General features: G+C 71.9%; 19 protein-coding genes. 12 read left to right on the forward strand and 7 right to left on the reverse strand.

The window, feature by feature from the left end:
- The first annotated feature begins 30 nt into the window (after positions 1–30).
- Both BUB75_RS48920 and BUB75_RS31665 read left to right on the forward strand, forming a co-directional pair.
- A complete protein-coding gene (locus BUB75_RS48920; protein ID WP_218617887.1) occupies positions 31–2,625 on the forward strand; it encodes a protein kinase domain-containing protein in 2,595 nt (864 codons plus the stop codon).
- Positions 2,626–2,714: 89 nt separating this feature from the next.
- A complete protein-coding gene (locus tag BUB75_RS31665; RefSeq protein ID WP_073262151.1) occupies positions 2,715–3,521 on the forward strand; it encodes a purine-nucleoside phosphorylase in 807 nt (268 codons plus the stop codon).
- A gap of 78 nt (positions 3,522–3,599) precedes the next feature.
- Here the strand turns inward: BUB75_RS31665 and BUB75_RS31670 are convergent, their stop codons facing one another.
- Positions 3,600–5,300, reverse strand: coding sequence for an AMP-binding protein (locus BUB75_RS31670; RefSeq protein ID WP_073262153.1), 1,701 nt, complete (start codon positions 5,298–5,300; stop codon positions 3,600–3,602).
- 268 nt (positions 5,301–5,568) lie between these two features.
- On the opposite strand from BUB75_RS31670, the gene BUB75_RS31675 reads away from it, so the two are divergent.
- Entirely contained in the window at positions 5,569–7,227 is a 1,659-nt protein-coding gene (locus tag BUB75_RS31675) for a phospho-sugar mutase (RefSeq protein WP_073262155.1), read from the forward strand.
- A 4-nt stretch (positions 7,228–7,231) separates the two neighbouring features.
- On the opposite strand, the gene upp is transcribed toward BUB75_RS31675, so the two are convergent.
- Both upp and BUB75_RS31685 read right to left on the reverse strand, forming a co-directional pair.
- Entirely contained in the window at positions 7,232–7,804 is a 573-nt protein-coding gene (upp, locus tag BUB75_RS31680) for a uracil phosphoribosyltransferase (RefSeq protein WP_425430908.1), read from the reverse strand.
- Between the two features lie 89 nt (positions 7,805–7,893).
- A complete protein-coding gene (locus tag BUB75_RS31685) occupies positions 7,894–9,198 on the reverse strand; it encodes a glycosyltransferase (RefSeq protein ID WP_073262157.1) in 1,305 nt (434 codons plus the stop codon).
- Positions 9,199–9,422: 224 nt separating this feature from the next.
- On the opposite strand from BUB75_RS31685, the gene deoC reads away from it, so the two are divergent.
- The 3 genes from deoC to BUB75_RS31700 all read left to right on the forward strand — a co-directional run bounded on the left by deoC (position 9,423) and on the right by BUB75_RS31700 (position 12,915).
- Complete coding sequence (deoC, locus tag BUB75_RS31690) at positions 9,423–10,397, forward strand: deoxyribose-phosphate aldolase (RefSeq protein WP_073262159.1); 975 nt, start codon at positions 9,423–9,425, stop codon at positions 10,395–10,397.
- 2 nt (positions 10,398–10,399) lie between these two features.
- Entirely contained in the window at positions 10,400–11,821 is a 1,422-nt protein-coding gene (locus tag BUB75_RS31695) for an aldehyde dehydrogenase family protein (protein WP_073262161.1), read from the forward strand.
- Between the two features lie 215 nt (positions 11,822–12,036).
- Complete coding sequence (locus BUB75_RS31700; RefSeq protein ID WP_073262490.1) at positions 12,037–12,915, forward strand: aldehyde dehydrogenase family protein; 879 nt, start codon at positions 12,037–12,039, stop codon at positions 12,913–12,915.
- Positions 12,916–13,250: 335 nt separating this feature from the next.
- On the opposite strand, the gene BUB75_RS31705 is transcribed toward BUB75_RS31700, so the two are convergent.
- On the reverse strand, positions 13,251–14,717 hold the full coding sequence (locus tag BUB75_RS31705) for an ATP-binding protein (protein ID WP_073262164.1): 1,467 nt from the start codon (positions 14,715–14,717) through the stop codon (positions 13,251–13,253).
- 13 nt (positions 14,718–14,730) lie between these two features.
- On the reverse strand, positions 14,731–15,417 hold the full coding sequence (locus tag BUB75_RS31710; RefSeq protein WP_073262492.1) for a response regulator transcription factor: 687 nt from the start codon (positions 15,415–15,417) through the stop codon (positions 14,731–14,733).
- A gap of 35 nt (positions 15,418–15,452) precedes the next feature.
- Between BUB75_RS31710 and BUB75_RS45665 the strand changes: the two genes are divergently transcribed.
- From BUB75_RS45665 to BUB75_RS31735, 6 genes are all read left to right on the forward strand, one after another.
- Positions 15,453–15,959, forward strand: coding sequence for a hypothetical protein (locus BUB75_RS45665; protein WP_143175526.1), 507 nt, complete (start codon positions 15,453–15,455; stop codon positions 15,957–15,959).
- A gap of 81 nt (positions 15,960–16,040) precedes the next feature.
- Positions 16,041–17,054: a hypothetical protein gene (locus BUB75_RS31715; protein WP_073262166.1), complete on the forward strand. Its 1,014-nt coding sequence runs from the start codon at positions 16,041–16,043 to the stop codon at positions 17,052–17,054.
- 14 nt (positions 17,055–17,068) lie between these two features.
- Entirely contained in the window at positions 17,069–17,644 is a 576-nt protein-coding gene (pxpB, locus tag BUB75_RS31720) for a 5-oxoprolinase subunit PxpB (protein WP_073262168.1), read from the forward strand.
- A complete protein-coding gene (locus BUB75_RS31725; RefSeq protein ID WP_073262170.1) occupies positions 17,638–18,573 on the forward strand; it encodes a 5-oxoprolinase subunit C family protein in 936 nt (311 codons plus the stop codon). The genes pxpB and BUB75_RS31725 overlap by 7 nt, the downstream gene beginning before the upstream one ends.
- A 139-nt stretch (positions 18,574–18,712) precedes the next feature.
- Positions 18,713–19,069: a VOC family protein gene (locus BUB75_RS31730; RefSeq protein WP_073262493.1), complete on the forward strand. Its 357-nt coding sequence runs from the start codon at positions 18,713–18,715 to the stop codon at positions 19,067–19,069.
- A gap of 153 nt (positions 19,070–19,222) precedes the next feature.
- A complete protein-coding gene (locus tag BUB75_RS31735; protein WP_073262497.1) occupies positions 19,223–19,420 on the forward strand; it encodes a PspC domain-containing protein in 198 nt (65 codons plus the stop codon).
- Between the two features lie 4 nt (positions 19,421–19,424).
- Here the strand turns inward: BUB75_RS31735 and BUB75_RS31740 are convergent, their stop codons facing one another.
- Together BUB75_RS31740 and BUB75_RS31745 are read right to left on the reverse strand one after the other, a co-directional pair.
- Positions 19,425–20,402, reverse strand: a complete 978-nt coding sequence (locus tag BUB75_RS31740) for an endonuclease/exonuclease/phosphatase family protein (protein WP_084741947.1) — start codon at positions 20,400–20,402, stop codon at positions 19,425–19,427.
- Positions 20,399–21,517 (reverse strand): adenosine deaminase, encoded by a 1,119-nt coding sequence (locus BUB75_RS31745; protein ID WP_073262172.1) that lies wholly within the window; start codon positions 21,515–21,517, stop codon positions 20,399–20,401. The genes BUB75_RS31740 and BUB75_RS31745 overlap by 4 nt, the downstream gene beginning before the upstream one ends.
- Between the last annotated feature and the right edge of the window lie 318 nt (positions 21,518–21,835).

Below are 21,835 nucleotides of genomic sequence, written 5' to 3' on the forward strand. Positions count from 1 at the left end.
ACCCTGCGGTCGTCCGTGGGGTCCGGTGGCATGGGAACGGTGTGGCGCGCATTCGATGAGTTGCTACGCCGCGAGGTCGCGGTCAAAGAAGTGCTGCTCCCGGCCGGTATTCCGGCCCCCGAGCGTGCGGTTCTCTGCGAGCGGACGCTGCGCGAGGCGCGCGCCGCCGCGGCGCTCAACCACCCGGCGGTGATCCGGGTCTACGACGTCGTGAACGACGGCGACCGTCCGTGGATCGTGATGGAGCTGCTGGACGCCGCGAGCCTCGCGGACACGCTCCGGGACGAGGGCCCGCTGCCCTACGACCGGGTCGCCGAGATCGGCATCGCCGTGCTCGGTGCGCTCGAAGCGGCCCACCGGGTCGGGGTTCTGCACCGCGACGTCAAGCCGGGCAACGTGCTGCTCGGAACCGACGGCCGGGTCACGCTGACCGACTTCGGCGTCGCGCGCTCCCCGAACGAGTCGCCGCTGACCAGCACCGGCCTGCTGCTCGGCTCGCCGCAGTACATCGCTCCGGAGCGGGCCCGCGGGCGTCCGTTCGGCCCGCCGAGCGACCTGTTCTCGCTCGGCGCCACGCTCTACACCGCGGTCGAGGGGCGTCCGCCGTTCGACCGGGGCGACCCGCTGCCGACGATGACCGCGGTCGTCGTCGAGCCGCCCGACCAGATGGCGTTCGCCGGGCCGTTGGCGCCGGTGCTACTCGGCCTGCTGGAGAAAGACCCCGAGCAGCGCTGGGACGCGCTCAAGACCCGCAACGCGCTCCGAACCGTGCTCAGCGGCGGCCGGATCACGTCGCTCGACGGTGGTGGTAGCCGCGCGCCCCGGCAGTCCGGCCCCACCGACCGGCTGACCGGCGGCCTGCGTCGCCGGCGCGAGGACCCGAGCCCGAGCCCGGCCGTGCCGCCGGGTACGCCCGGTGGGCCGCTGTCTGCCGGTCCCGGCGCGCCCTCCGGAACGCTGCCCGGAACCCCGTCGGGAATGCCGCCAGGGATGCCCGGAACGGTCCCAGGGAACCCGTCGGCGGCGCAGTCGGCGAAGCCCGGGGCGCAGTCGGCGATGCCGGGGACGGCGGGGTCGCCGCGGACGCCCTCCGGGAAGCCCGGGAGCCCGCCGCCGCCTCCGCCCTCGGGTGCTGCGCCGACGAAGCGTGCGGTGCCGCCCGCGCCGCCCGGTGCGCCTCCGGCGCCGCCCGGTGGCGCGAAGGCTCCGGGCTCGTCCGAGGGCACGCCCGGCCAGCGCGGTGCGCTCGAGGGCACGGCGGCGATGGCCGTCAACCCGTTCACCACGGACGGTGTGCCGTCCCTGCCCGCGCCCGCCGATCAGTCGGACGCCAAGCCGACGTCCGGTGGTCCGGCTAACAAACCGGAGCCCGGCCTCGCGCCGCACAGCGGTGGTCCGACGCGCGCCGGCGGACGCGCGACCGTGCGTGGCAGCGTCTCCGTGCCCGGCCAGCAACCCCCGGGCCAGCATCAGGGGCCGGGGCAGCACCAGAGCCAGCACCAGGGGCTGGGTCAGCACCAGGCCGGACAGCCCGGGCAGCACCAGGCGGGGACGCACCAGGCCGGACAGCCTGGCCAGCACCAGGCGGGCCAGCACCAGGCGGGCCAGCACCAGCCTGGGCAACACCAGGCGGGGCAGCACCAGGCGGGGCAGCACCAGGCCGGGCAGCACCAGGCGGGGCAGCACCAGGCCGGGCAGCACCAGCAGCCGGGCCAGCCGCCGCAGGGCCAGCACCCGACGACCGGGTACGCCCGGGTGCCGGGCTTGACGCCGACGCCGCCCCCGGGCGGTCCGCAGGGCCCCCAGGGACCGCAGGGACCGCCGCCGGGGTACGGCGCGACGACGTACGGCTCCCCGTACGGTGGTGCGCCCAACTACGGTGAGCCGCAGAACTCCACCGCGCCGCTGCCCTCGTCCCCGCCGTCCTCGGCGCCGCGCCGCTCGGCCTACTTCGGCTCCTCCGGCGTCGGCGGCCACACGATGGTCTCGCCGCAGCCGCCCGACCTCTCCGGCGGGCACGGTCCGCAGGGCAGGCGCCGCACCGTGCTGATCGTCGTCGCGATCGTCGTGGTCGTGCTGCTGATCGGCCTGATCAGCTACCTGGTGAGCGTGGCGGCGTCCGGCGACGACAGCGCCACGTCCGCGCGCTCGACGTCGTCCGCGGCCGCGCAGAGCGGCGTCGAGCTGAAGTCGTACTCGTACCCGGAGCGCGGGTTCACGGTGAAGGCGCCGGCCGACTGGACGGCCAAGGAAGCCAGCACGTACATCGACTACGACAGCGACGACAACGACAAGCTGCGGGTCCTGGTCGAGAACGGCACCTCGCCGGAACAACACCTGAAGAGCGCCGAGTCCTACCAGAAGCAACGGCTGGAAAAGGGCCAGATCACAGCGTTCCAGACCATTCGCCAGGAGTCGTCCACCAAAAAGATCGGTGGCGAGGAGACCTGGGAGTGGGAGTTCGCCTACACCGAGAACGGCGTCCAGAAGCACCGCATCTGGCGGGTCGCGGTCGTCGACGGCAAGGCGTACAGCGTTTACCTGACCAGCCCGGCAAAGCTTTTCAAAGACCGCCTGACGCTGTACGACGAAATCACCGCTTCGTTCAACTTCGACCGGGCCTGATCCCGACGCTCACCGGCGCTCCGTAACCGTGGGGTGCCGGTCGCGTGACAGGCACGCACGGTGAGCGAGTAGCCTGCTCGGACGTGACGATGACGACCGACCCCTCCAGCCCCGAGTTTCTCGCTGCCTCGGCGGCGACCGCACTCGGCGAGGCGACCGGAGTACGCCAGTACGACGTTGCGCTCGTCCTCGGCTCGGGTTGGGCCCCGGCCGCCGACCAGATCGGCGAAGCGAACGCCGAGATCCCACTCGACCACCTCACCGGGTTCACCCCGCCGTCGGCCGTGGGCCACGTCGGCACGGTGCGCTCGCTGACCGTCGGCTCCAAGCAGGTCCTGGTGTTTCTCGGCCGCACCCACCTCTACGAGGGGCGCGGCGTCGAGCCGGTCGTCCACGGGGTGCGGGTGGCCGCCGCCGCCGGCTGCCGCACGGTCATCCTGACCAACGCCGCCGGTGGCCTCCGGCCGGGCATGACGGTCGGGCAGCCGGTGCTGATCAGCGACCACCTCAACCTGACCGGACGCTCACCGCTCGTCGGCGCGACGTTCGTCGACCTGACCGACCTGTACTCGCCGCGGCTGCGCAAGCTCGCCAAGGAGATCGACCCGACGCTCGAGGAGGGTGTGTACGCCGCGCTGCCCGGACCGCACTACGAGACGCCCGCCGAGATCCGCATGCTCCGGACGCTCGGCGCTGACCTGGTCGGGATGTCGACCGCGCTGGAGGCCATCGCCGCCCGTGCTCGCGGCACCGAGGTGTTCGGGCTGTCGCTCGTCACCAACCTGGCGGCGGGGCTGGCGGGCAAGCCGCTCTCCCACGACGAGGTCATCGAAGCCGGCCAGGCATCGGCAACCCGAATGGGCAGCCTCCTCGGCGAACTGATCACCCGAGCCTGACCGCGCGGGCGGATTGCATTTGGAAGACCTCTGGCCCTTCCAAATGCAATCCGCTCAACGGCGCCTGGGAGGCAGGGATCAGTCGCGGAGCTCCGGGAAGTCCTCGTCTCGGTACTCGTTCGGGCGGCGGTGGCCGGCTCGTTCCCGGTTGCGCAGCTCGATGCGGCGCACCTTGCCGGAGACCGTGCGCGGCAGCGGCCCGAACTCCAGCCGCCGCACCCGCTGGTATGGCGGCAGGTGCGAGCGCGCGTACCGCAGGATCGCCCGTGCGGTCTCCGGCCCGGCCCGGTACCCCTCGGCCAGGTCGATGTACGCCTTCGGCAGCGCGTCGGCGGCGGTGGGCGTCGGGACCACCGCCGCCTCCCCGACCGCTTCGTGCTCGACCAGCACCCCCTCCAGCTCGACCGGCGAGATCCGATGGTCGGCGCTGGAGAACACATCTTCGACCCGGCCCAGGTACCGCAGGAAGCCCAGTTCGTCGGCGACCGCCACGTCCCCGGTGCGGTAGTACCGCCCGTCCGGCACGGTGGTTCGCCCCGCGACCACCGGCTCCACGGCGTCCAGATAATGCGCCATCAGCCCCAACGGACGCCGCGCCAGGTCGAGGCAGATCTCGCCCTCCTCGCCCGGCGCAGCTGGGTAACCGCTGACCGGGTCGACCAGCACCACCGGGCAGCCCGGCAGCGGACGCCCCATCGCACCCAGCGTCACCGGCTGCTCCGGCGTGTGCGCGACCAGCGCGGTGGCCTCCGACTGCCCGTAACCCTCGCGGACGGTCAGGCCCCAGGCGCGCCGGATCTGGTGCACGACGGCCGGGCTCACCGGCTCGCTGATCGTCACGAGTTCCCGCAGCCGCGGCAGCCGTCCGCGCCAGCGCTCCGGCTCGCTCGCGGCGATCGTCCGCCATGCCTTCGGCGGAGCGCACATCGTCGACACCCCGCAGCGCTCCATCAGCCCGAGCAGTGTTCCTGGCGAGGGCTGGGGCGCGGCGTACACCAGGATGCAGGCGGCCGCGTTCCACGGCGTGAAGACGTTGCCGCACAGGTGCTTGGTCCAGCCCGGCGACGACACGCTCAGGTGGACGTCACCGGGGCGGAGGCCCGCCCAGTACATCGTCGTCAGGTGCCCGACCGGGTACGAGACGTGGGTGTGCACGATCGCCTTCGCCCACCCGGTGGTGCCGGGCGTGAACAGGATCAGCAGCGGGTCGTCAGGGCGCGTCACGGCGTCCGGAGTGAACGGGCCGGTCTCGTGCCGGCAGTCGCCGTAGTCGAGCCACCCGTCGGCCGGTCGCCCGACCGCGATCCGGGTGAGTGCGGGCGGCAGCGAGCTCAGGCCGGCGGTCCGGTCGGCGCGCACGACCACGTGACCGACGTCGGCGCGGCTCACCCGCCCGGCGACGTCGGCAGGCGGTAGCAGCGGCGACGTCGGGACCGCGACCGCGCCCAGCTTCATCAGCGCGAGCAGCGTTTCCCAGAGTTCGACCTGGTTGCCGAGCTGCACCAGGACCCGGTCGCCGCGTCGCACGCCGTGGCCGCGCAACCAGCAGGCCGCCTGGTCCGACCGCGCCGACAGTTCGGCGAACGTCCAGCTCTGTTCGGCGCCTGCGGCATCGACGATCCACAGCGCACGGTCGTCGGCGTGTTCGGTAGCGAGGACGCCGTCGAACCAGTCCAGAGCCCAGTTGAATGCGCTGAAACGGGGCCAAGCGAACTGATTGATCGCCCTTGTGTAATCCGTCGCCGTCTCGATCAAGAAGTCCCGTGCAGCACGAAACATCGAACCTGCGTCAGTCGTCGGATTAGTCGGGATCACTGGCCTGCCACCTGCCGCAACAGCACGAACTCCTCCCGCGTGTCCCGTCCGACCGAATAGATTCCCTCCACCCACCGTCCCGCGAGACGCGGGACCCTGCCTGCCCCCTCAGTAGGGGTCAATCCGGGCCAGCGTAATCAGCGCACGGGTCTTTCGCGGCCCCTCGTCATCACGAGTTCCGGAATGCCGACCCGGTCGCGTGGCCGGTCAGCAGGGTGGGCACGATGGACACATGACCGAAACGTCCGGCTGGACCGGCCACGAGGTGGCCGCTCTGCGGCACCGCACCGAAACCTGGATCGCCGACGATCCCGATCCGGTCACGCGCGCCGAGCTCCAAGCGGTGCTGGCCGGACTTCCCGGGTCTCTGAACGACCTCGCCGACCGGTTCGCCGGCCCGCTGACGTTCGGGACCGCGGGCCTCCGTGGCCCGGTGCGGGCCGGGCCGAACGGCATGAACCGTGCGGTGGTGCGGGCGGCTGCGGCGGGTCTCTGCGCCTATCTGGACGACCGGCAGGCCGACGGTCCGGTGGTCATCGGGTACGACGCTCGCCGCGGCAGCGCCGACTTCGCGGCCGAGACGGCTGCGGTGGTCACCGGCGCGGGCCGGGCCGCCCTGGTGCTGCCGAGGCCGCTGCCGACGCCGGTGCTGGCGTACGCGGTCCGCCGGTTGGACGCCGCAGCGGGCGTCATGGTCACGGCGAGCCACAACCCGCCGGGCGACAACGGCTACAAGGTCTACCTGTCCGACGGCGCGCAGATCGTGCCGCCCGCCGACAAGGAGATCGAAGAGCGGATCCGCGCGGTCGAGCAGCTGGCGGCGGTGCCGCTCGGAACGGCCGCGCAGCAGGTCGAAGAGCTGCTGGTCGACGAGTACGTGGCGGCGACGGTGCAGGCCGTGCTGGGTGCCGATCCGGCGGCGGACGCCCGGCGCGCGGCGCTCGCGGTGGCCTACACGCCGCTGCACGGGGTGGGCCGGGAGGTGCTGGAGCGGGCGTTCGCCGCAGCCGGGTTCGCACCACCGTCCGTGGTCGCATCCCAGTCCGAGCCGGACCCGGCGTTCCCGACCGTCGCGTTCCCCAACCCGGAGGAGCCGGGGGCCGTGGACGAACTGGTGGCGCTGGCGACGTCGATCGGGGCCGACATCGCGATCGCGAACGACCCCGACGCCGACCGGTGCGCGGTCGCGGTGCCGTCACCGAGCGGCTGGCGGCTGCTGCACGGCGACGAGGTGGGGGCGCTGCTGGCGGATTCGCTGCTGCGGCACGGCGTCCGGGGCACGTTCGCGACGACGATCGTGTCGTCGTCGCTGCTGAGCACGCTGGCGCCGGCCCGGGGCGCGCGCGCCGCCGAGACGCTGACCGGCTTCAAGTGGATCGTCCGCGCGGCCGACGACCTGGCGTTCGGCTACGAGGAGGCGCTCGGGTACGCCGTGGCGCCGGGCGTCGTCCGGGACAAGGACGGGATCGGCGCCGCGCTCGCGATCGCCGACCTGGCCGCGGAGCTGAAGGCACGCGGGCGGACGCTCACCGACCGGCTGGACGAACTGGCCGTGGAGTTCGGGCTGCACGCGACGTCGCAGCTGTCGGTGCGGGTGGACGACCTGCGGGAGATCGCGGACATGATGGCGCGGATCCGTTCCGCAACGCCGACCACCCTGCTCGGGCGCGCGATCACCGAGGTGCACGACCGGCTGCCCGACGCCGACGTGCTGACGCTCCGGGCGCCCGGCGTGCGGGTGGTCGTCCGTCCGTCGGGCACCGAACCCAAGCTCAAGGCGTACCTGGAAGTCGTGGAACCGGTATCCCGCGGAGTGAACACCGCACGGGGGGCCGCCGCCGAGCACCTCGCGGCGCTACGGGCCGAGGTGGCGGCGGCCCTCGGCGTCTGACCCCTCAGACGGAGCCGAACTGCCGGTCGCCCGCGTCACCGAGCCCGGGGACGATGTACGCCGAGTCGTTGAGCCGCTCGTCGATGCTCGCGGTGACCACCCGGATCGGCAGGTCGGCCTCCTCCAGGCGCCGCAGCCCCTCCGGCGCGGCCAGCGCGCAGATCACGGTCACGTCGCTGGCGCCGCGCTGGGTGAGCAGCCCGACGCAGTGCTGCAGCGACCCGCCGGTGGCCAGCATCGGGTCCAGCACGAACACCGGGCGCCCGGTCAGGTTCTCCGGCAGCGACTCCATGTACGCCCGCGGCTGGAACGTCTCCTCGTCCCGCGCGAGGCCCACGAACCCCATCGACGCCTCGGGCAGCAGCCCGAACGCCGCCTCGGCCATCCCGAGACCGGCCCGCAGCACCGGCACGAGCAGCGGCGGGTTGGCCAGCCGGGTGCCGTTGGTGCGCGCGACCGGGGTGTGGATCGGGTACTGCTCGATCTCGATGGATCGGGTGGCCTCGTAGACCAGCATCAGGGTCAGCTCACGCAGCGCGGCACGGAAAACCGCCGGCTCGGTGCGCGCGTCGCGCATCGTGGTGAGGCGGGCAGCGGCGAGCGGGTGATCGACGACAAGGGTCTGCACGACGCGAAGGTACCCGTTCACCAGCCACAACCCAAAGGTCAGGCGGTCGCTCGCAGGGGGAGGGGAGCGCGCCGCTCGGCCAGCGCACGGCGGTACACCGCCTCGATCGCGGAGCCGTACGCCTCCGGCGTGTGCCGCAGTGCGGCGGTTCGACAGGCCACGGCGGTCCGGGTCGCCAGTTCGCCGTCGGACAGCACCGCGGTGATCGCGGCGGCGAACCCATCACCGGACGCGCACACCGCCGCGCCCGCGAGCGGCCCGTGCGCGTGCAGGACCGAGTCGGCCATCACGACCGGCACCCCGGCCAGCGCGGCCTCCTGGAGCACCAGGCCCTGGGTGTCGGTGAGCGACGGGAACGCGAACACGTCGGCGGCCGCGTACGCCTCCGCGACCGCGGCGGCCGGGAGCTGCCCGGTGATCACCACCCGGTCACCGACGCCGTGCGTCCGCAGAAGCCCGGCGAGCCACCGCTGCTCGTACACCGCCCCGACCAGCGCCACCCGCACGGTCGGCAGCGCGACGGCCACCTCGGCGACCGCGGCGAGCAGCGCTTCGACGTTCTTCTCCCGGTTCACCCGGCCGACGAACAGCACCAGCGGAGCGTCCGCCGGAATGCCGTACCGGTCCCGGAAGCCGCGGCCGGCATCGGCGGCCACCGCCCGCGGCGCGACCCCGGTCGGCACCGAGACGATCCGCGCCGGGTCCACCGGCAGCGCCGACCGGCGCAGCACCGCCCCGGTCGGCACCACGACCACGTCGGTGCCGGCGAAGAACGCGGCGTTCGCCGCGTCGAGCAAGCCGCCGCGGGCAGCCGACCGACGCTCCGGACGCCACGCGCCTGCCGCGCCGCGCACCACCCGTAAGCCACGGCGCGGCGCCGGTGAGGCGTCGACTCCCAGGCGCCGCCGGTACGCGGTCAGCAGAACCCGGAGCGCGGTCGTCGGGATCCGATACGCCTCCAGGTAGGCGTGCAGGTCGGTGTGGTAGGTCTGCACCAGCGGCAGCCCGAGTCGCTGCGCGGCCAGTACGCCGAGCAGCCCCGCCGGGCCGGGGGTGTGGACGTGCACCAGGTCCGGTGCGGCATCGGCGACTCGCTCGACGCTCCGCGACCGCGGCCAGGTCGCCAGCCGCAGGTCGGCCACACCGCACGGCACCGATGACAGCCCGACGACCGGGAACCCGACCGGCGTCGCGTCCGGATAGCCCGGCGCGAACAACACGCTCTCGTGCCCCCGGCTACCGAGCGCGCCGGCCAGCGTCCGGATCGACGTGATCACGCCGTCCCGACGCGGCAGGAACGTGTCGGAGAAGTGCGCGATGCGGAGGGCCGCCGGGTCGGGCATGCCCGCCTCCTTCGCTCGTCGGGCCGCGGGTTGCGGTCGACGGTAGGGATCAGGGGCACCCCGTAGGGGCCTCCGGCGCACGCTTCACCGGCCCTTCACGTAACGGCGCGCGCCGTTGGCTGATCCGTCACCCGGCGTCCGGCAACTCGCGCCGGGCGTCCGCACCGTCGACAGGTGTAAGTTGCCCTGACCGGGCCGGTCACGCGCTGCGTAGGATCGTCGGCATGTCTGTTACCGCGTCCGCCGGGCCGGGCGTCGACAGTGCCGACAGCACCGATTCGCTCCGCGACGTCACCCGCTCCGAAGTCGCGCTCCGGCGGTTCCTGCACGGCCTCCCCGGTGTGGACGAGGTCGGCGCCAAGTCGCGCGCGGCTCGCCTCGGCACCCGCTCGATCAAGACGTCGTCCAAGGTCTACGCGCTCGACCTGGCGATCCGGATGATCGACCTGACGACGCTGGAAGGCGCCGACACGCCCGGGAAGGTCCGGGCGCTGTGCGCCAAGGCGCTGCACCCGGGCGACGACGCCCCGCCGGTGGCTGCGGTCTGCGTCTACGGTGACCGGGTTCCGGACGCGGTGGACGCTCTGCGCGGCTCCGGTGTTCACATTGCCGCCGTGGCCACCGCGTTCCCGTCCGGCCGGGCACCGCGCGAGGTGAAGCTCGCCGACACCAGGGCCGCCGTCGCCGCGGGCGCTGACGAGATCGACATGGTGATCGACCGTGGCGCGTTCCTCTCCGGCCGCTACGGCCAGGTGTTCGAGGAAATCGTCGCGGTGAAGCGGGCCTGCGGCGACGCGCACCTCAAGGTGATCCTGGAGACCGGCGAACTCGTCACCTACGACAACGTGCGCCGGGCCTCCTGGCTGGCGATGCTGGCCGGGGCCGACTTCATCAAGACGTCGACCGGCAAGGTGTCGCCCGCGGCGACGCTGCCGGTGACGCTGGTGATGCTCGAGGCGTGCCGCGACTTCCGGGTCGCGACCGGGCGCCAGGTCGGGATGAAGCCCGCCGGCGGCATCCGCACCGCGAAAGACGCGATCAAGTACCTGGTGATGGTCAACGAGATCACCGGGCCCGACTGGCTCGACCCCGACTGGTTCCGCTTCGGCGCGTCCAGCCTGCTCAACGACGTCCTGCTGCAGCGCCGCAAGATCGCCACCGGCCACTACGCCGGCTCCGACCACGTGACCCTGGACTGAGCATGTTCGAATACGCGCCCGCACCCGAATCTCGTGACGTCGTCTCGATCCGCCCGAACTACGGGCTGTTCATCAACGGCGAGTTCACCGACGGCAGCGGTGTCTTCAAGACCGTCAACCCGGCGGACGAGGAGGTGCTGGCCGAGGTCGCGTCGGCGGACTCTTCGGACGTGGACCGGGCGGTCGCCGCGGCCCGGAACGCCTTCGAGACGGTCTGGGGGTCGATGCCGGGTCGCGAACGGGGGAAGTACCTGTTCCGGATCGCGCGGATCCTGCAGGAACGGGCCCGTGAGTTCGCGGTGCTGGAGTCGCTCGACAACGGCAAGCCGATCCGCGAGTCCCGTGACGTCGATCTGCCGCTGATCGCCGCGCACTTCTTCTACTACGCGGGCTGGGCCGACAAGCTGTCCTACGCGGGCCTCGGTCCCGCACCCCGGCCGCTCGGTGTCGCCGGGCAGGTCATCCCGTGGAACTTCCCGCTGCTGATGCTGGCCTGGAAGATCGCGCCGGCGCTGGCCACCGGCAACACCGTCGTGCTCAAGCCGGCCGAGACCACGCCGCTGACCGCGCTGCTGTTCGCGGAGGTCTGTCAGCAGGCCGACCTGCCGCCGGGCGTCGTCAACATCGTCACCGGGGCCGGCGAGACTGGCCGCGCGCTGGTCACGCACCCCGGCATCAACAAGGTCGCGTTCACCGGCTCGACCGACGTCGGGCGGGAGATCGCGCGCGCGGTCGCCGGATCCGGCAAGCGGCTGACGCTGGAGCTGGGCGGCAAGGCCGCGAACATCGTCTTCGACGACGCGCCGATCGACCAGGCGGTCGAGGGGATCGTCGACGGGATCTTCTTCAACCAGGGGCACGTCTGCTGCGCCGGTTCCCGGCTGCTGGTCCAGGAGTCGGTGGCCGACGAGGTGCTGGCCGCGCTGCGTCGGCGGATGGCGACGCTGCGGGTCGGCGACCCGCTGGACAAGAACACGGACGTCGGGGCGGTCAACTCCGCGGCGCAGCTCTCGCGGATCGAGGAACTGACGGCTGCGGGCGAGGCCGAGGGCGCCGAGCGCTGGTCGCCGCCGTGTGAGCTACCCGACCGTGGGTTCTGGTTCGCGCCGACCGTGTTCACCGGCGTGTCACAGGCGCACCGGATCGCCCGGGAGGAGATTTTCGGCCCGGTGCTGTCCGTGCTGACGTTCCGGACGCCCGCGGAAGCCGTTGAGAAGGCCAACAACACGCCGTACGGGCTGTCGGCAGGGATCTGGACCGAAAAGGGCTCCCGGATCCTCTGGATGGCAGACAAGCTGCGCGCGGGCGTGGTGTGGGCCAACACGTTCAACCAGTTCGATCCGGCGTCGCCGTTCGGCGGCTACAAAGAGTCCGGTTATGGCCGCGAGGGCGGTCGCCACGGCCTGGAGGCCTACGTCCGATGACCCAGCCGAACAACGATGGCGACGCCCGGCCGCAGGCGAAATCCGGTGCCGCCCGCCCCACGAAGCGCACCACCGCACGCAAGGCCGCGCCCGCCGCGCCCGCCAGGCGTGGCGGCGGTCGCCAGGCATCGGCCTCGCGGACGGAGACCGTCGTGACGAAGGGCGTGTCGGCGGACGCGCTGCCGACCTCGCCCGCCGCGCCGCCGCGCGTGGGGATGGCGAGCCGGCTCGCCGCGTTGGCGCCGTCGGCCCGGCTGAGCGTCCGGAAGACGTACAAGCTGTACATCGGTGGTGCGTTCCCCCGCAGTGAGTCGGGACGCACGTACCCGGTCGTCGACGCGGAGGGGGCGTTCGTGGCGAACGTGGCGCGGGCTTCCCGGAAGGACGTCCGGGACGCGGTCGTCGCAGCGGCCAAGGCGTTCGGCGGCTGGGCCGCGCGGACGCCGTACAACCGGGGCCAGATCCTGTACCGGGTCGCCGAGATGCTCGAGGGCCGGCGGGCGCAGTTCGCCGACGAGCTGGGCGGCCCGCGCGCCGACGCGGAGGCCGCCGTGGACGCCGCCGTCGACCGCTGGGTCTTCTACGCCGGGTGGGCCGACAAGTACGCGCAGGTCGTGGGCGCCACGAACCCGGTCGCCGGGCCGTACCTGAACCTCTCGACGCCGGAGCCGACCGGGGTGGTCGCGGTGCTGGCGCCGCCGGCCGCGCCGCTGCTCGGGCTGGTGAGCGTCGTCGCACCGGTGATCGCGACCGGCAATACGTGCGTGGTGCTGGCGAGCTCTGAGCATCCGCTGGCGGCGGTGACGCTGGCCGAGGTGCTGGCGACGTCCGACCTGCCCGGCGGCGTCGTGAACGTGCTGACCGGTCAGGCGGCCGAGCTCGGCTCGTGGCTGGCGTCGCACGAGGAGGTGCGGGGCATCGACCTCACCGGCGCCGACGCCGAGCAGGCCGCGGAGTGGGAGGCCCTGGCCGCGGCGAACCTCAAGCGCGTCCGCCGCCCCGACCCGGCCGAAGATTTCACCGCCGACCCACCCCTGAGCCGCCTAACCACGTTCACCGAGACAAAGACCGTCTGGCACCCCGTAGGAATTTGACCACCCATCGACAGGTGGCCAACTTTCACCTGAGCGGGAGAGGCCGCAGGCGCCTTGTTCTGACCTGGAGCCCGCTGAGAGCGTCGAGGGCAGTCGAGCGAGCCGACGCCGTGACATTAGGGGGCCCGTCATAAGGAGGCTCGCTCGCCTGTCCTCGTCGTTCTCAGCGGGCCGCCCACAAAAGACCACGCGGTGGGACGGGGGGCCCTTGCCTGCCTCGTCCCACCGCGCTTTGGCTGCGTCCGGCGCCCGGGGGGTCGGCGTCGGTTCGCGGGTGTCTGACAACAGAACGTTACGATGGGCCGCTGACCAGCGGGAAGCCCCTTGAGGTTTCGTTAAGGTCTCTCTGACCGCGAGTTAACCCGTGTCTTCCGCATCGCTCGGAGCGCCCCGACCGCCCGGTGCAGCGGCCGATAATCACCCGCCCCACGAGGCACATCAGGCCACGACCGGTCGGCGTCCTCCCGGTTCGGCATCACTCCGCCGCGACCCAGGTGACCGAACACCGCCGGGTCGAGCATGGCCAGGTCAACGCGGATTCGCGCCCCGCCCATCGGGCTGGTGTCGATCCGGATCGAGCCCCCGGCCGCCTCCGCCACCCGGCGCACGATGTCCAGGCCGAGGCCGGTTGAGCCGCCGCCGCTGTTCCCCCGCCGCACCGCCATCCGCGGATGCCGGATGCCGGTACCGGCGTCCTCGATCACCAGCGCGGCCACCGGCCCGCGCAGCATCAGCACGCTGACCGCGAACGCCACGCCCGGCGCGGTGTGCCGGAACACGTTACCCAGCAGCACGTCGACGATCGAGACCAGCTCGGTGCGGGACACTCCGACCGGAACCCGCCGCCCGACGCCTGACAGCCGGCAGTCGCGGTGCTCGTCCTCCGCGAGCGCGCCCCAGAAGTCGACGCGGTCGGCGACGACCTCGGCGAGGTCGCACCACTCCGGGCCGCGCTCGGAGAGCGGACGGCGCGCGGTCTGGATGATGACGTCGACCTCGCGCTCCAGCGTTGCGACGGCCTCGCGGATCCGGGCGGCGTCAACACCGTCGTCCAGCGCCTCGGCGTCCAGGCGGAGCGCGGTCAGCGGCGTTCGGAGCCGGTGCGAGAGGTCGGCGGCGAGCTCGCGTTCGGCGTCGAGCGTGGCGACGACGCGGTCGGCCATCTGGTTGAACGACACACCGGCGTCGGACAACTCCCGCGGCCCGGACGGTTCGACCCGGGCCTCCAGGTTGCCGTCACCGAACGCACGGGCGACCGCCGCCAAGTTCCTGGTCGCACCGACGACCTTTGCGGCCAGCCGGTCGGCGACCACCACCGATCCGACGACCAGCCCCAGCGCGACCAGGATGAGCGCCACCGACGCACCGGTGACCCCCCGGCTCAGCGCTTCGGACGGCACGAACACCTCGATGACCGCGACGTCGTCGCCGGACGAGAGCGTGGTCGGACGCAGGTAGACGACACCACCGTCGACGTCGGCGGTGATCGATTCGTCGACGCGGCTCCGGACGAGCCGGATATCAGCGGGTTTCGCGCGGGTGGTCCCGATCGCCGCCTGGCCCGGTAAGTGCACGGCCAGGCTGTCCTGCTTCCACGCCGGAACCGTCGCCAGTGCGTCCTCGATGCTCTGGGCGACGTTCGTCCCGGCGAGCAACGTCACCACCGAGTCCGCCTGGCGCTGGGCATCCGTGATCGCCCGGTCGCGGGCGATCTGATGCACGACCAGGAGCAGGGGCACGACGAAGGCCAACGAGACCATCGACGTGGTCGCGAGCGCGACCAGCGCGAGGGCCCGCCTCATCGGTTGCCCGGTCTCATGTGGGATCCACGAGCTTCACACCTACCCCACGAACGGTCCGCAGGTACCGCGGGGCAGCCGCGGTCTCTCCTAGCTTGCGGCGTAACCAGGACAGGTGCACATCGATCGTCTGGTCACCACCGACCGCGGGCTGGCGCCAAACGGCCTCGACCAGCTCCCGGCGACTCACCACCGTGCCCGGCCGGGCGGCCAGGTAGGCGAGCAAGTCGAACTCTCGCCGCGCCAGGTCGAGCGGAGTGCCGTCGAGCACCGCCTCCCGGCGGTTCAGGTCGATCCGGAGACCACCGACGGTGAGCGTCGGGTCCCGCCGGACCTCACCCGGGCTGCTCCGCCGGAGCACGGCGGTCATCCGCGCGGTGAGGTGCTCGAACGAGAACGGCTTGACGAGGTAGTCGTCGGCACCGGAGTTCAACAGACGGACGATTTCCCGCTCGTTGTCACGGGCAGTCGCCACCACCACCGGAACATCACAAACGCCTCGCAACATACGCAATGCGTCCGCACCGTCCAAGTCGGGTAGTCCTAGGTCGAGGATCACTACGTCGGGACGCGCTGACGTGACTTCCCGTAGTGCGTCCAGAGCGGTTCCCACAGCGCGGACCACGTGGCCCGCCTTTGACAGAGACCGTACAAGGGCACTACGGATCGTGGGGTCGTCCTCGACGAGCAACACGGTCGGCATGTCCGGCACGGTAGCCCGATGAAAGGATGGACGGTATGCCTCGTGCGGTACGGCTCACCTTGCTTTGGCTTGGTACCACCGCCTTAGCAGTGACCGTTTCGTGGTTTGGCGTTCGCCTCGTCCTTTATGCCGCCGTCCCAGATCGGGCAAAACCACTTTCCGTAGCTGAACTGAAAAGTGCGTCACCCCGAGCGACCGGTCCGCCTCCCGCAGCCGGTACGACGCGCAGCCCGTCGCCGCAACCGACGGTACAGACCAGCAACGAAGCGTCCCCCAAGCCGCAGACGTGGGAGGATCAGGACGGGCTGCTGAACTACCTCAGCACGGTCTCGACCGATGGCGGCTGGGCGAAAATCCAGTGGAACAGCAACAAAGTCATCGTTATTGATGCGTATCCGGAAACGGGTTACACACCGGAAGTGAAACAGCTGAGCCCGACGCGAGTGCAGATCTCGTTCAACGGCCCCGGAAAGTCGACCGCGATCGCCGCCTGGTGGGACGACGGCGAACCGCAACTGGTGGTCGACAACGACGACAGCTGAAACGTCGGGTGGCGCTCGCCACTGTGCGGCGCGTCGGCCCTAAGGTAGACGCGGACGAATCGGCCGCACCCAGGAGGAGCCGTGGCGGGCAGGCACCCGGAGGACGTCGAACCGCGTGAGGACGCGGTGACTGACGACGACGCGCCCGAGGCCCCCGAGGACGATGCGTCCGACGAGGCCGGCGACGGCGAACGCACGGAGCGCGTGGCGGAGTACTGGGCCGCGCTCGGAATCGACCCGGTCGAGATCGCGCTGCCACGCGGCGGCGTGGGCCTGACGCTGCGGCAGTACCGCGTCGTCGAGGAAGAGCCCGAGGACGAACTCGACGAGGAACTCGAAGCCGAGGCGCTCGCGGCCGCGGAAGAGGACGACCCGGACGACGCAGACGAGGACGAGGACGCTCCCCGCGGGAAGCGCGCCGACGCGGACGACGACGAGGACGAAGACGACGAGACCGACCGTCGCAGCCGTCGCGGCGCGGCGGACCTCGACGACGAAGACGACGAAGACGACGAGGACGTCCGCGACCGGCGGGCCCGCGACTTCGACGACGAAGACTTCGAGGACGACGAAGACGAGGTCACCGGGGACGACGAGCAGCCCGGCCGGGCCCGCGTCGCCGCCGGCGAGGAGGAAGCCGTCTTCCTCGCCACCAACGGCACGCTCCACCTCTTCCGCGACGCCGAGTCGCTGGTCGCGTTCGTGAAGTCCCCCGCCGTCCACGACCTGGCCGGCAGCGAGAGCTGGGCCGAGCTGGTCGAGACGATCACGCCCGACCTGGTCGTGCCCGACGACGAGGACCGCTACGAGCTCGACCTCGTCGTCGACAACCTGCGCGGTGGCCGGGACGTCTGGGAGCGCGACCTGATCATCGGCGCCGGCGAGCTGGCCCGCGACCTGGCGTACGCGCTGCACCTCACCGAGGTCGAGGCCGTCCTGGCGTCCGGCAGCCCGCTGGACGACCTGGACGAGGCACTGCGCGCGAAGGGCTTCTTCGGCCGCCGCAAGCTCAAGAAGATCGGCGCCGAGCAGGCCGCACTGGCCTGGCGGAGCGTCATCGGCCGCATCTCCTCGTCCGTCGAGTGGCACGACTGAGCCGACCAGCCCGGATGGGTCGGGACGCCGAGCTGATCGACACCCCCGATCCGGCGGCGCTGCGTGCGGAGATCGTCCGGCGCGCGCTGCCCGGCGTCGAGGACGTCGTGCCGGGCGCGCGGACGGTTCTCGTGCGGATGAGCCCGGGGTACGCCCCTGACCTGCGGTGGGCGGCCGACTGGCGTCCGGATGAGGCGTCGTTGCAGGCGGGCCGGGAGCTGACGATCCCGGTCCACTACGACGGACCCGACCTGGACGACGTGGCGGCACGCGCGGGCGTCGGAACCGACGACGTCGTCGCGCTGCACACCGGCGCGGTCTACACGGTTGCGTTCACCGGGTTCGCGCCCGGCTTCGGTTACCTCACCGGCCTCCCCGACCCGCTGCGGGTGCCACGCCGCAGCGAGCCGCGCACCCGGGTCCCGGCCGGTGCGGTCGGGCTGGCCGGGGAGTTCACCGGCGTCTACCCACGGCCGTCGCCGGGTGGCTGGCAGCTGATCGGGCACACCGAGCAGACCCTCTGGGACGCCACCGCCGATCCGCCCGCGTTCCTCTCCCCCGGCGACCGAGTTCGGTTCGTCCCGTGCTGACGATCCGGACCGCGGGTCCGCTCACCACCGTCCAGGACCGTGGCCGGACCGGCTGGGCCCACGTCGGCGTCCCGCGGTCCGGTGCGCTGGACCTGCCCGCGCTGTCGCGCGCGAACACGCTCGTCGGCAACGCCGCGTTCGCGGCGGCGCTGGAGGTGACCGTGGGCGGTCTGGTGGCCGTTCCCTCTGCGGACGTCGTGATCGCGCTCACCGGCGCACGCTGCCCGCTGTCGGTGGACGGTTTGGTGATGCCGCACGGTGCTGCGGTGGGCGTCCCCGCCGGTGCTGAACTCCGGGTGGACGCCGCCCGGGCAGGCGTCCGCGCGTACCTGGCCGTCGCCGGTGGCATCGCGGTCGAGCCGGTGCTCGGCAGCCGCAGCACCGACACGCTGTCCGGGCTCGGACCGGCGCCGCTGCGCAACGGTGACCAGCTGCCGCTCGGCACCGAAATCTTCACCGCCCCGCGCGTGCCCGGAGCCGGCCCGACGCGCGACGAGGCCTGGGCGTCGGACGCGGAGCTGGACCTCGCTGGCGTGTGGGCGGCCGACGCCGCTCGCCGGGTGGTCGAGCCGCCGATCCCGGCGGAGCCGGTGCTCCGGGTGTACCCGGGGCCGCGCGAGGACTGGTTCACCCCGGAGGCCGTCGACGCCCTCTACACCGCGGCCTGGACGGTGACGCCGCGCAGCGACCGAGTCGGCGCCCGGCTCGACGGACCGCCGCTCCCCCGCGCGATCGACGACGAGCTGCCGAGCGAGGGCATGGTGGCCGGCGCGCTACAGATCCCACCGTCCGGGCCGGTGCTGTTCCTCGCCGATCATCCGGTTACCGGGGGCTACCCGGTGATCGGTGTGGTCGATCCGGACGATCTGTGGCTGGCCGCGCAGGCGTCCCCCGGTACCGTTCTGCGGCTTCGTCCCGTCCGGACCTGAGCCGAACGGAGCCTGCATACGTGAGTGAGCCGAGAACGTCGCTATTTCACGGGACTTCATGGGCGACGTCGCCCGATACACCGCATACAACGGCACACTTACGGGTGTCCGGTCCGAAAACGACGGTTACGGAGCAGCGATGCCCACATTGGCCAACGGCAAGCTCAGTTATCTCGAGATCCCGGCCCTCGACGTGCGGCAGTCGGCGGACTTCTACAGCCGGGTCTTCGGGTGGGCTCTACGTCGGCGAGGTGATGGAGCGCTGGCATTCGACGACACGGTCGGCGAGGTCAGCGGTGTCTGGGTCACCGGGCGGCCGCCGGCGTCCGAGCCGGGGCTGCTGATCTACATCATGGTGGACGACGTCGAGAAGACGATCGCGGCGCTGGTGCAGCACGGCGGCGAGGTGATCCAGCCGATCGGAGCGGACGCTCCCGAGGTGACCGCCCGCTTCCGCGACCCGGCCGGGAACGTCTTCGGAATCTTCGAGCAGTAGGGGCAGTAGCAGCCCTGAGCAACGGGGCGTCGAGCCCCCGGGTTGCCCCGGATGCCGGAATCATGCTCACGACGGACGTTTCGAACCGAACCCGGTAGCACATTTGATATCGGCGCGGCAATCCGCCGCCCGATCTCAAGAAAGGTGCTCACCATGTCGTCGGTGTCCTACGGCCGTCGCCTCGCCCGTCCGCGGAACGACCGGTGGATCGCCGGGGTGTGCGCGGCGTTCGGCCGTCGATTCGGCCTCTCCTCCAACACCGTCCGCCTGATCTTCCTGATCTCCTGCCTGCTCCCCGGCCCCCAGTTCCTGATCTACCTCATCGCCTGGGTGATGATCCCCGCCGAGTGAGCCGCTAGGACGGCAACACCAGGTCGGTGACGATGGCTCGGTGGTCGCTGCCGGCGATCGTGTAGGCGTCGAACGACGAGGCGTCGCCGCGCGAATCAACCAGCACGTGGTCGATCGTCACCGGCGGCGCGTGGTTACCGTTCATCGGCCAGGTCGGCACCAGACCCTTGCCGACCTCGACCGCGGCGTCCACGTAGCCGGTATCGACCAGGTCCCGGAACGGCGAGTGGTCGAACGACGCGTTGAAGTCGCCTGCCATCACCCGCACCGGCCCGGAGTCCGACGCCGCGGGCAGCCGTTCCAGGTCACCGACCCATCGACGCGGCGACCCCAGGTCGTCGGTCCGGATCACCGGCGGACGCGGGTGCGCGCTCACCACCTCCACCGCCGGTTTCCCCGGCCGGCGGAGCACCGCGAACGTCTGATCGAACCCCGACTTCGGGTCGACCGTCCGCGCATCGGTCAACGGGTACTTCGCCCAGATCCCGGTCCCTGCGGCGCCCGGCAACGCACGCTGCGCCGAGTACGGGAACAGCTCCAGCGCCGCGAACTTCGCCGCCCACTCCGGCGTCAGCTCCTGAACGGTCAGCACGTCCGGCTTCTCCCGCCGGATCAGCGCCGCCAGTTCCTCGACCGAACCCACGCCGATCTTCGTGTTGAACGCCATCACGGTCAGCCGGTCGCCGTCCGGCGACCCGCTGGGCACCATCCTGGGCACCACGAACGCCCCGAGCACCGCGACCAGAATCCCGGCCACCACCGCGACCCGCCACGCACGGGTGACCAGCGCTGCCACCAACGGGACCAGCGACGCCACCGCGAGGTACGGCGTGAACGAAACCAGCTGCGCGAACGGCGTCCGATGGTCGTACCCGAAACCGCGGACCAGCACCCAGGCAGCCACGCTCGCCACCGACAACCAGAGGATCCCGCTCCAGACCCGGAGAACCGCCCGCTGCGCGAGCCCGGCCGGAGCACTCACGGAGCGAGCAACTGTTCGTAGCCGGGCTTGATGACGTCCTCGATCAGCCGCAGCCGCTCGTCGAACGGCAGGAACGCGCTCTTCATCGCGTTGACCGTGAACCAGCGCAGGTCGGCCCAGCCGTACCCGAACGCCTCGGACAGCAGCGTGAACTCCTTCGACATCGACGTGTTGCTCATCAGCCGGTTGTCGGTGTTCACCGTGACCCGGAACCGCAGGTCCCGCAGCAGCCCGATCGGGTGCTCGGCGATCGACGCTGCCGCGCCGGTCTGGATGTTCGACGACGGGCACATCTCCAGCGGGATCCGCTTGTCCCGGACGTACGCCGCGAGCCGGCCGAGCCGCGCCACGCCGTCCCGGGGGTCGACCTCAGCCAGATCGGACTCGCCGGTCTCGATGTCGTCCACGATCCGGACGCCGTGCCCCAGCCGGTCCGCGCCGCACCACTGCAGCGCCTCCCAGATGCTCGGCAGCCCGAACGCCTCACCCGCGTGGATCGTGAAGTGACCGTTCTCGCGCTTGATGTACTGGAACGCGTCGAGGTGGCGGGTGGGCGGGAACCCGGCCTCCGCCCCGGCGATGTCGAACCCGGCGACCCCGGCGTCCCGGTAGGCGACCGCCAGCTCGGCGATCTCGCGCGACCGGGCCGCGTGCCGCATCGCGGTCAGCAGCGTCCCCATCCGGATCGTGTGGCCCTCGGCCGCGGCCTGCGCCGCACCGGCCTCGAACCCGTGCAGGACGCTGTCCACGACCTCGGTCAGCGCCAGCCCCTGCTCGATGTGCAGCTCCGGCGCGAACCGGACCTCGGCGTACACGACGCCGTCCAGCGCCAGGTCGTACGCGCACTCGGCGGCGACGCGGCTCAACGCGTCCTTGGTCTGCATAACGCCGACCGTGTGGCTGAACGTCTCCAGGTATCGGACCAGCGAACCGGAGTCGGCCTGCACCCGGAACCACTCGCCGAGCTCGTCTACGTCGGTGGTGGGGAGGTCGCGGTACCCGGTCTCGGCCGCCAGCTCGACGACCGTCCGGGGGCGGAGCCCACCGTCGAGGTGGTCGTGCAGAAGTACCTTCGGGGCCCGAACGATGTCGGAGTAGGCCAACGGATCACTCATGCCCGCAGAGGCTATCCCAGCGAGGCACCCTGATTTCACGCGCGGTGAGCAGGGACGATGTCGTTGCGAGTTCGTTGTGGAACCGGCCGACTCCAGTTAATCGGCCCGTTACGTTGCTCGCTCTCATACTTCGGTATCGATACCTCGGTACTAGGGGTCGCCCCTAGGCTCCACCGCCCCGGAGCCCGGGGTCGAATCAGGGGGGCTACCGGATGCCCGCAACGGGGCCACTCCGCGAGGGTTTACCCCGTCGACGCGCCCGGCGGGGGTGCGGGCACGGAGGGGTACACGGATGTTCGGTCGATTGAGCCGATTCTG

Origin of the sequence: Cryptosporangium aurantiacum (assembly GCF_900143005.1) — a bacterium.
GTDB classification, from domain to species: domain Bacteria; phylum Actinomycetota; class Actinomycetes; order Mycobacteriales; family Cryptosporangiaceae; genus Cryptosporangium; species Cryptosporangium aurantiacum.